Source organism: Xanthobacter sp. BG11Y11_SDJG (genome assembly GCF_057364445.1).
In genome coordinates, this window is the sequence record NZ_JBNFNU010000179.1 from 1 (window position 1) to 8291 (window position 8291).

General features: G+C 69.5%; 9 protein-coding genes and 2 pseudogenes. 7 read left to right on the plus strand and 4 right to left on the minus strand.

The genetic code is table 11. The features are described from left to right. From AC2W7M_RS14770 to AC2W7M_RS14785, 4 genes and pseudogenes are all read left to right on the plus strand, one after another. A pseudogene (locus AC2W7M_RS14770) lies at positions 1-369 on the plus strand (class I tRNA ligase family protein); the annotation flags it as partial. Beyond that, positions 356-1018 carry an LPS assembly lipoprotein LptE gene (gene lptE, locus AC2W7M_RS14775; protein WP_486133011.1) on the plus strand — a complete coding sequence of 221 codons (663 nt, stop codon included), beginning with the start codon at positions 356-358 and terminating at the stop codon, positions 1016-1018. The pseudogene AC2W7M_RS14770 and the gene lptE, both read left to right, overlap by 14 nt. 3 nt (positions 1019-1021) lie before the next feature. Further along, positions 1022-1843, plus strand: a complete 822-nt coding sequence (gene holA, locus AC2W7M_RS14780) for a DNA polymerase III subunit delta (RefSeq protein WP_486133012.1) — start codon at positions 1022-1024, stop codon at positions 1841-1843. Continuing rightward, positions 1801-2061, plus strand: a complete 261-nt coding sequence (locus tag AC2W7M_RS14785) for a hypothetical protein (protein ID WP_486133013.1) — start codon at positions 1801-1803, stop codon at positions 2059-2061. Before holA ends, AC2W7M_RS14785 begins: the two co-directional genes overlap by 43 nt. Positions 2062-2075: 14 nt before the next feature. Here the strand turns inward: AC2W7M_RS14785 and AC2W7M_RS14790 are convergent, their stop codons facing one another. From AC2W7M_RS14790 to AC2W7M_RS14805, 4 genes and pseudogenes are all read right to left on the minus strand, one after another. Continuing rightward, positions 2076-2258 (minus strand): hypothetical protein, encoded by a 183-nt coding sequence (locus tag AC2W7M_RS14790; protein ID WP_486133019.1) that lies wholly within the window; start codon positions 2256-2258, stop codon positions 2076-2078. 53 nt (positions 2259-2311) lie between these two features. Beyond that, positions 2312-2704, minus strand: a pseudogene (locus AC2W7M_RS14795) (FMN-binding negative transcriptional regulator); the annotation flags it as partial. Between the two features lie 411 nt (positions 2705-3115). Further along, on the minus strand, positions 3116-4858 hold the full coding sequence (locus tag AC2W7M_RS14800) for a metallophosphoesterase family protein (protein WP_486133014.1): 1743 nt from the start codon (positions 4856-4858) through the stop codon (positions 3116-3118). Continuing rightward, entirely contained in the window at positions 4855-5622 is a 768-nt protein-coding gene (locus AC2W7M_RS14805; RefSeq protein WP_486133015.1) for a GntR family transcriptional regulator, read from the minus strand. The genes AC2W7M_RS14800 and AC2W7M_RS14805 overlap by 4 nt, the downstream gene beginning before the upstream one ends. 220 nt (positions 5623-5842) lie before the next feature. Between AC2W7M_RS14805 and AC2W7M_RS14810 the strand changes: the two genes are divergently transcribed. The 3 genes from AC2W7M_RS14810 to AC2W7M_RS14820 form a co-directional block, all read left to right on the plus strand. Next, on the plus strand, positions 5843-6853 hold the full coding sequence (locus AC2W7M_RS14810; RefSeq protein WP_486133016.1) for a tripartite tricarboxylate transporter substrate binding protein: 1011 nt from the start codon (positions 5843-5845) through the stop codon (positions 6851-6853). 215 nt (positions 6854-7068) lie between these two features. Then, a complete protein-coding gene (locus tag AC2W7M_RS14815; RefSeq protein ID WP_486133017.1) occupies positions 7069-7326 on the plus strand; it encodes a DUF2798 domain-containing protein in 258 nt (85 codons plus the stop codon). A 279-nt stretch (positions 7327-7605) separates the two neighbouring features. Further along, positions 7606-8291, plus strand: a 686-nt coding sequence (locus AC2W7M_RS14820; RefSeq protein ID WP_486133018.1) for a hypothetical protein, incomplete at its 3' end; no start/stop codon positions are given.

Sequence of the window (8291 nt, forward strand, 5' to 3'; positions counted from 1 at the left end):
GGGGCCGCGCCGGTGCCGGCGGACCTCGCTTACGCCTTGCGCGAGGGCGGCGGAGATCGCGGTCCTGGTGATCGCCCCCATGACGCCGCACCTTGCCGAGGAATGCTGGGCCGCGCTCGGCCATGACGGGCTGGTGGCCGAGGCCGGATGGCCGCGGGTGGACGCGGCGCTGCTGCGCCGGGATACCGTCACCCTGCCGATCCAGATCAACGGCAAGAAGCGCGACGACATCGTCGTCCCGCGCGAGGCCACCACCGCCGAGGTGGAGGAGGCCGTGCTGCAACTCGAAAGCGTGCGCAAGGCACTCGACGGCGCGCGCCGAAGCGTATCATTGTGGTGCCGCAGAGGATCGTGAATGTGGTCGCCTGACACCGAACTCCGCACCGAAATCCGCGCCGACCGGACACCCCTGTCCGCGTCGACGAAGGATGATGCCGGCCGCGCCGCTTTCGGCCGCGCCGGGCTGCTCGCGCGGCTCGCCGTGGTGGGGCTGCTGTCCGGCGCCCTCGCCGGCTGCTTCCAGCCGCTCTATGCGGAGAGCAACTCCGCCGCCGGCCCCTCGCTCATGGAGAACATGCGCGAGGTGGAGATTCTCCAGATCCAGGGCCGGATCGGCAACGAGCTGCGCAACGACCTGATCTTCGCCCTCACCGGCGGCGAGGGCAATCCCAAGAACGTGCCCTACCAGATGACCATCTCGGTGCAGTCCTCGGTCGCCTCGGCGATCGTGAACTCGGGCTCCGGCCTGCCGGAGAACCAGATCGTCCGCGTCACCGGCAACTGGAAGCTGGTGCGCTCCGGCGACGAGAAGAAGAAGCCGGTGGCCGAAGGCTCGGCCTCGGGCTCCGGCACCATCGACGTGAGCGACCAGCGCTACGCCAATTATGCCGCGACCCGCGACGCCGAGAACCGCGCCGCCCGCATCGTTGCGGACCAGATCAAGGCGCAGATCGCCGCCTATTTCATCCGCAAGAAGAACGACCCCACGTTCGAGCAGCAAAAGCCCCAGGGCAGCTAGCCCATGGTGGCCGTGCGGCCGGGCGACGCGGATACGGCGCTCGCCCGGCGCGACCCCTCCAAGCAGGTGGTCCTCATCTTCGGACCGGACATGGGCCTCGTGCGCGAGCGTGCGGCGGCCCTGGTGCGGCGCGCCATTCCCGACACCGCCGACCCGTTCGCTTTGGTGCGCCTCGACGGCGACGAGCTGTCCGCCGATCCGCGCCGCCTCATGGACGAGACGCGCACCATCGGCCTGTTCGGCGGCGAGCGGGTGATCTGGGTGCGCGCCGGCGCACGCAACATCGTCCCGGCGCTGGCGCCGGTCCTGGCCGAGCCGTCCGGCGCGCTGGTGGTGGTGGAGGCGGGCGACCTCAAGCGCGGCGCGCCGCTGCGCGCGGCCTGCGAGAACTCGCCCCACGCTTTGGCCATCGCCTGCTATGCCGACACCGAGCGCGACCTCGCCCGCCTCGTCGACACCATGCTGAACGAGGCCGGCCTCGCGATCGATACCGACGCGCGCGACCTTCTGGTGTCGCTGATCGGCGGCGACCGGCTCGCCTCGCGCGGGGAGATCGCCAAGCTCGCTCTGTACGCCCGGGGCCGCAAGCGGGTGAGCGCCGAAGACGTGCGCGCCATCGTCGGCGACGCCTCGGCCCTCGCTCTGGACGACGTGGTGGACGCCGCGCTCGCCGGCGAGGCAGCGGACGCGGTGAAGGCCCTCGCCAAGGCCTTCCGGCGCCGCCACCCCGGCCGGACGCGGTGCTGGGGGCGCTGCTGCGCGCCCTCGCGAGCCTGCACCAGATGGCCCTCCAGGTGGAGGCGGGCGCGTCCGTCGACCGGGTGATCGACGGCGCCCGGCCGCAGGTGCATTTCTCGCGCAAGCCCAAGCTCTCCGCCGCGCTCAGGGCGCTTCCCGCCGGCCGCGTGCTGAAGGCCATGCTGGCGGTGGACGAAGCCATCCTCGCCGCCCGCCGCAGCGCCCCGCTGGCCCAGGCCATCTGCGAGCGCACGGTACTCCAGGTAGCCCAGCAGGCGGCCGCGGGACGCCGGCGGAGCCGGTAGGGGCGCGGGCGCGCTCAGCCGTCTTCGCGGAGGCTGAAGCGCGCCATCAGATCGGCCACCCGAAGGTCGTCGCCCGCCGCCCGGGCCGCCAGACCCGCATGCATCCGGCGGCGGTCGTCCATCCCGTTGTTCTGACCGAGGCGCAATTGCGTCTCCAGGCGGTCGATCGCAATCTCGAAGCCGACGATGCCGGCCACGAGGCGATCGATGAAGGCGTCGGGCAGGTCGCACGCGCGCCAGGGGGAGCCGCCGGCTCCATGGTGTCGCACAGGCGCAGCACCATGGCGCGCAGCCCGGCCGGATCGAGGACCATCGCTGGGCGACCGTAAGCGTGGATCGCCACATAGGTCCATGTCGGCGCCCGCGGGCTGGTGCCGTACCAACTGGGAGAGATGTAGGCATCCGGACCGACGAACGTCACTAGGCACTCCACCTCTGGACTAAGGTCGCGCCATTGGGGATTGGCCTTCGCCACGTGGCCGACGAGCGTGCCGTTCGGTCCCCGCGCCGGATCGACCATGAAGGGCACGTGGCTCGACCGGATCGCTCCGGCCGCCGTAATGAGGCTGCCAAGCCGGATCTGCTCGATTAAGGCGAAAGCGGTCTGGCGGTCCGGTTCCTGGAAGGCGGCAGGCACATACATGGCTCTGATCCGGCTCTTGAGCGCGATCCAATGAGATCGCAATCCATTTGATCGGCGAATGCGCCTCTAACCTAATGATAGAGAACGCATTATCCGATCAGCTTGCAGCGGGCTGATTCGCGCGCGCTCTAGAGGGCGCCTTCGCACCGGCGCTCCGCCGACCTCCTCTCGATGAGCAGCGCTCCGCCCGCCCCGCCGTCCGGCCCCGCATCGACCGCGTCGCCGGTATCCAGCCGCACGATGCGCTGTTCGGCGCCGCGCGAAACAGCTCCGGCAGGATGGTCCCATCGACCCCGCCCTCCGGCAGGAGGACGAGGTGTCGCCCCTCCTGCCGCAGATGGCGCAAGGCGCCGTCCGCGGTGATCTCGCAGCGCGCGGGATCGAAGTCGCACAGAATCTCGGCCAGCCGCTTCAGGCAGGCGCCGGCCGGCCGCAGGTCGCAGGCGCGGTCGACCAGGCCGAGGCGCGGAAAATAGCCCCGGTCATGATCGTCGAACGTGTCGAGAAAGACGCGCACGCTTTCGGACCACAGGAAGGCCGCGAGGGCGGTGTCGAGCACGCGCGCGGTGGTCGCGCCATCGCCGCGGGGCATGGCCGCCGGATTGTCGCCGGCGAGCCGCACATGGATCGAGGCCGACTGCCCGGCCGCGCGGGCGGCGCGGGCGATTGTGCCGATTGCGGTGAAGGGCGCATCGTCCGCGCCAACGGCATAGACCATGCCGGCAACGCCCGGCGTCTGCGACAGATCGGGCACCGGCTCGCCGTGTTCGAGCCCGTGTCGCACCATGTGGGCCAGGCGCCCGCCCTGCGCCGTCGCGCTGACATGAAGCCGGAGCGGCGAGAGGAAACCGGGCGCCCCAACTCGCGCGCCAGCCGGCCGGCGGCAGGCGCGAGGCGCGCCAGATCCTCCTCCCGGCCGATGATCTCCATCTGGTCGATGGCGGACGCCAGCGCGGCGAGCCGGCGCACGTCCGCGGTATCGGGCAGGCCGTAGGAGAACACGCAGAACCTGAGCCCCAGAGCGGCGCAGTCGGCGATCCGCTCCAGCGCATCAGCGAGGTCGTCGAGCGGGATGCGCAGGCGCGCGAGGCCGATCTCGCAGAGCGCCGAAAGAAGATAATCGTTGCGCACGCGCTTGCGGCTGAACTCGTCCACCACGCCGGTAAAGGGAATGACCGCCGGGTCCGCGAAGGCGTGGCGCATGTCGACCCCGAGCGGCGCCACGATGCCGGCTCGCGGATGGACCTTCGGGCGCCGCACGCGGCGCGCGGCCGTGTCGGCGTCGGTGGCGCCGTGGCTGCGGACGAAATGGGCCGCATGGCCGTCCGCGAAGACATCGATCATATAGAAACCGAGCTTCTCCTTGAGATCGCGGCCGAATTCGGCGGCCGGGTCGGGCGGCACCGGAAACAGGTCCGCATAATCGGGCCGCAGCGCCGAGGTCGCCGGCAGAACGTGGACGTCCATGCCCGCGACGCGATTATAGAAGATGTTGTGCACATGGCCGCAGAACAGCGCTTCGACCTTGCGCCCCGCGAGCAGGGTCAGGAAGCGCGTGCGGCCGGGCTCGGCGAGATTGTCGTAATGCTCGCGTTCGCCGGGGTTCAGCAGGAAAGGCGGATAGTGCTCGAACACGAAGGTGCGCGTGTTCGCGTCGAGCGCGCCGTCGAGGAACGCCCATTGCGCCTCTTCCTCCGGCAGACCACTGTTGATGAGCATGCCGTTGACAACGACAAACCGGCAGCCGCCGTGCTCGAACACGTAATGGTCCTGCCCGAAGGTCTCGCGGTAGGCCGCGAGCGCAACCGCATCCACCGGCGCGGCGGGCATCCAGGAGGTCGGCTTGTCGCCCACGTCGTGATTGCCCGGCACCAGATGGAGCGGCGCCCTGAGCCGGCCGGCGAGCGCGAAGAATCGCGCCCCGGCCTGCGGATAGGTGCTCTGGGCGGGCACCGGATGGACCATGTCCCCGAGATGCACCGCGAACGCGGGATCGAGCGTGTCGATCTGGGCGAACACCGCCTCGAGGCGGGCATTGGCGAGCCGGTTCGCGGCCCAAGGGGACTGGCTCTCCCCGTCGTGCGGCGTGACATGGCTGTCGCCGAGGATCGCAAACGAGAACAGCGGCGAGCGGGGATGGCTAAGGGTGGTCATCGGCTCCGCACCATCTCACGCTCAAGCTTGACTAGGTCGCCCCGATAGGTGGCCTCGCCCACATAGATCGCCACGTCGTTCTGGTCGCGCACGACGCGGCGCACGACGCCCACCGGGGCGTTGGGGGCGATGTCGAGCAGTTCGGCCACCTCCAGGTCGGCGGTGCCGATGGTCAGGCACTGCCGCATGCTGCGAATCTCGACCTCGGGCAGGCTGTCGAGCACGACGATCACCGATTCCGTGTCGAACCGCTCCGGGCACAGGGCGTAGAGCCGGCGGTCGAGATAGATGTCGACGATGGTGTAGGGCAGGTTCTCGGAATAGTGGACGCGTCGCATGTAGCGATAGGCCGGCGCGGCGATGCCCTCGTCCCGATCGAGCAGCGTGGTGCCGATGGAATCGTGCACCTTTAGGGGGCGCGGCGTCGACTGGCCCCACAGCCTGATGAGCGTGTCCCAGCTCGATTCGAGCTTGAGCCAACGCCGCGGCGTGGGCGATTCGCACACGAAGGTTCCGCGTCCCTGCTGGCGATCCACCAGCCCGTCGTCCTCCAGCTCGGCGAGCGCCTGGCGGATGGTGACGATCGCGGTGCCATAGGCCTCGGCGAGCTTGGGGATGGCCGGCAACCGCTCGCCCGCCACCCATTCGCCCTGCTCTATGCGCTTACGGATGAGGGCCGCAACGTGCTGGTAAAGCAGCCCCGGCGCCTCTTTCAGAGTGGATCTTGCTGTGGGGAGGGACTTCGCTTTCTGGGAATTATTCATTCTGATACTAGGATGTTATGGGCGTGTCAGCCGACCTTCGGCGAGACGCCGGCGAAAGTCAATCTTCCGGGCCTTGTGGCAAATTTTACTCGAAGAGCCGGCGGTGAAGGCACCAATTGACACCCATGCGTCATAGCATCATCCTGATGTTGGAATGATACGCGCACCTCTCTGCGCGCGGTCGCTCCCAACCAAAGACCTTCCAGACTGGAGCCGTACCGTGAACCTTTTCCGCTTCATTCAGAGCCTGCGGCCGCGCCGCGTCCTCGCCCACACCCTTCTCATGGCCGGCCTCGTCGGCGTCCCTGCGCTCGCCGCCGTCGCCAGCGCACGCGCCGAGACCTATCCCGACCGGCCCATCACCCTGATCATCCAGTTCGGAGCAGGCACCACCACCGACATCGTCGGCCGCCGGTTCGCCGAATTGCTCGGCGCGGAACTGAAGACCGCGGTCGTGCCGGTGAACCGTCCTGGCGCCGGCGGCTCCATCGGCGTGGGCGAGATGGCCCGCGCAGCGCCGGATGGCTACACGATCGGCCTCGTCAACATGCCCGCGGTCGCGATCATTCCCCACCTGCAGAAGGTCTCGTTCGATCCGCTGAAGGACCTGCACCACGTCGCGGTGTTCGGCCCCTACGAGTACGGGCTCTATGTCGACGCCAACGCGCCCTGGAAGACCTGGGAGGAGTTCGTGGCCTACGCCAAGGCCAATCCCGACAAGGTCACCTATGGCACGCCCGGCAACGGCACCACCAACCACCTTTTCATGGCCCGTCTCGGCGAGGACCTGGGGGTGAAATGGACTCACGTGCCCTTCAAGGGCGACGGCGAGGTGATCCCGAACGTGCTCGGCGGCCATATTTCGGCCGGCGTCGGCAGCCCCGGCTCGGTAGTCCCGCAGGTCAAGAGCGGCAAACTGCGCCTGCTGCTCGTGACCAGCAAGGATCCTTGGCCCGCTCTGCCGGACGTGCCCACCATCACCAGCAAGGGTGTCAAGTATTTCCAGGCATCCTTCCTTTCACTCGCCGCACCTGCCGGGACGCCGGATGCCATCAAGGCGAAACTTGACGCAGCTGCCAAGAAGATCCTCACCGATCCGGCGGTGGTCGCGGAATTCCGCAGCAAATATTCCACCGACCTTGTCTATCAGGAGGGCGCCGCCTACGGCCCGTTCCTTGCCGAGCAATATCAGTTCTATGGACCATTCCTGAAGACGCTGAAGCTGAACTGAGCGCGGCGGGCGGCGCCGCCTGCCTTGGCAAGGCAAGACGGCGCAGGGCCCGCGCTTGACGCGCAGCGCGCGGCATGCGTTAAGCGGCGTGCACGGTCTTCGGGCCGCGCCGTAAGCGTCCGACGTCAGGCAACGCATCCAACCCGGTCCCAGGCCGGCCGGATGCGTCAGACGATCCGGACCCGCCGGGACCATCCGCGACAAGGATGGCCCTCATGGCCCCCTCCAAATCTTCCCGCAAGCTGCCGGCGCGCTATGCCGGCATCGTCATGCCGCTCGTGCTGTCGGTGCTGATGACCTTCGTGGTCTCGGCCATCGCCACCGCGCGCAGCCTGGGGCTCGGCCCCGATTTCCTGACCACCTGGCCCACCGCCTGGGGCCTCAGCTGGCTCGTCGCCTTTCCGACCCTGCTGCTGGTGCTGCCCGTGGTGCGCCGCATCGTCGGCCTTCTGGTGGAGATGCCGGCGCGCTGACCCGAACGGAAGGCGGCCGTGCCGCCGCCTTTCCCGCCCTGCAGGCGGTGGCGGGAGCGAGCGGTGCGCGCGGCGGAGCCCCTCCCCGCTGGCGGCCGCGGGAGCCGGCACCGCGCTGCAGGCTGGCCGCGACACCCCGCTCTCCCGCCGGCGCTTGCCTCGCGGCTTGAAGGAGTGGTTTAAGGCGGGCACGCGATCGGATCAGCACATATGGCGAGCGAGATAGCCCCCTTCCCCCTCACGGGCGGCGCATGGGTGGCGGACGGACGACGGTTTCACTTGCCGCTCCTGGTGCGGCTTGCCAGCCTGCGCCAGGGCACCGTCATCATGCTGGCCGTCTCCGGCATCGAAGCTGCGGTGGAGATCGCCATCGAAGGCGGCGGGCAGCGCGTCACGGTCCAGCCCGGAGCACTCGAGCCGCTGAAGGTTCCGCCCGGCGCCGCCCGCCTGGTGCTGAAGGGCGCGCGCGACGCGAGCGGCACGGCACGGATCGATGCGGCGCGGGTGGCCTATTTCCCGGTCCGCGGGCAGTTCCCGCTCGGGCGCGTGATCCTCAAGCTGCATTCGTTCCTGCAGGGCTTCAGGCATGCCGCCGCGCCGGGGGCGACCCTCGGGCAGCGCTGGATCGCGGCATCCGATGCGGCCCGGCATCTCGGCTTCCAGATGGCGGCGCGGCTCGCCAGCTCGCCGCTCCAGCGCCAGCTCTGGCTGCCGGTCTATCTGAAATATCGGGAGCGGTTCGTCGGCGATTTCGCGCAGGTGGCGCCCGCCGCGGCCGCGCCGCGTCTGCTGCTGGCGACCCCGGTCGGCGCGCAGTCGCCAGGCGAGGCCGAGATCGAAGCCTGCGCGCCTCCTTGCGGGCGCAGACCGGACGGTGCCTTCGACTGGCTTCTCGCGGTCGATCCGGAGCGCCTGGACCGGGATCGGGCGCGCCTTGCCGCGCTGGTGGACGGCATCGGCCGGCT

Coding starts and splice junctions, on each gene's coding strand:
- AC2W7M_RS14785 (WP_486133013.1), top strand. CDS start 1,801: ATGGCCCTCCAGGTGGAGGCGGGCGCGTCCGTCGACCGGGTGATCGAC.
- AC2W7M_RS14815 (WP_486133017.1), top strand. CDS start 7,069: ATGGCCCCCTCCAAATCTTCCCGCAAGCTGCCGGCGCGCTATGCCGGC.
- AC2W7M_RS14800 (WP_486133014.1), bottom strand. CDS start 4,858: ATGACCACCCTTAGCCATCCCCGCTCGCCGCTGTTCTCGTTTGCGATC.
- AC2W7M_RS14805 (WP_486133015.1), bottom strand. CDS start 5,622: ATGAATAATTCCCAGAAAGCGAAGTCCCTCCCCACAGCAAGATCCACT.
- holA (WP_486133012.1), top strand. CDS start 1,022: ATGGTGGCCGTGCGGCCGGGCGACGCGGATACGGCGCTCGCCCGGCGC.
- lptE (WP_486133011.1), top strand. CDS start 356: ATGTGGTCGCCTGACACCGAACTCCGCACCGAAATCCGCGCCGACCGG.